General features: G+C 54.0%; 1 protein-coding gene. It reads right to left on the reverse strand.

Translation table 11 applies throughout. From position 1 onward, the window contains the following. On the reverse strand, window positions 1-237 hold a 237-nt coding region (locus AAEY75_RS16985; RefSeq protein WP_352260350.1), incomplete at both ends, for an Ig-like domain-containing protein.

The following is a 237-nucleotide window of genomic DNA, read 5'->3' on the forward strand; positions in this document are numbered from 1 at the left end:
CTGTCTGAGTCAGTGTGGTCCTTGTCATCGTGTACGGGATATTGGGTTATGTCTAAGGTGGTACTGTCAGTGTTGCCTTCAGGGTCGGTCACTGTGTAGTTCACAGTCGGTACCGTAACATTGAAGTCAGGCGCTGGCTCAAAGCTATAGCTGCCATCCGCAGTCAAGGTCAAGTCACCAATCGGAGCCCCCGTGCTGTCTTCGTTCGCCGTTGCGGTGCCTAGCACCCATGAAAGG

Source organism: Psychrobacter sp. TB55-MNA-CIBAN-0194, from assembly GCF_040309505.1.
GTDB classification, from domain to species: Bacteria; Pseudomonadota; Gammaproteobacteria; order Pseudomonadales; family Moraxellaceae; genus Psychrobacter; species Psychrobacter fozii.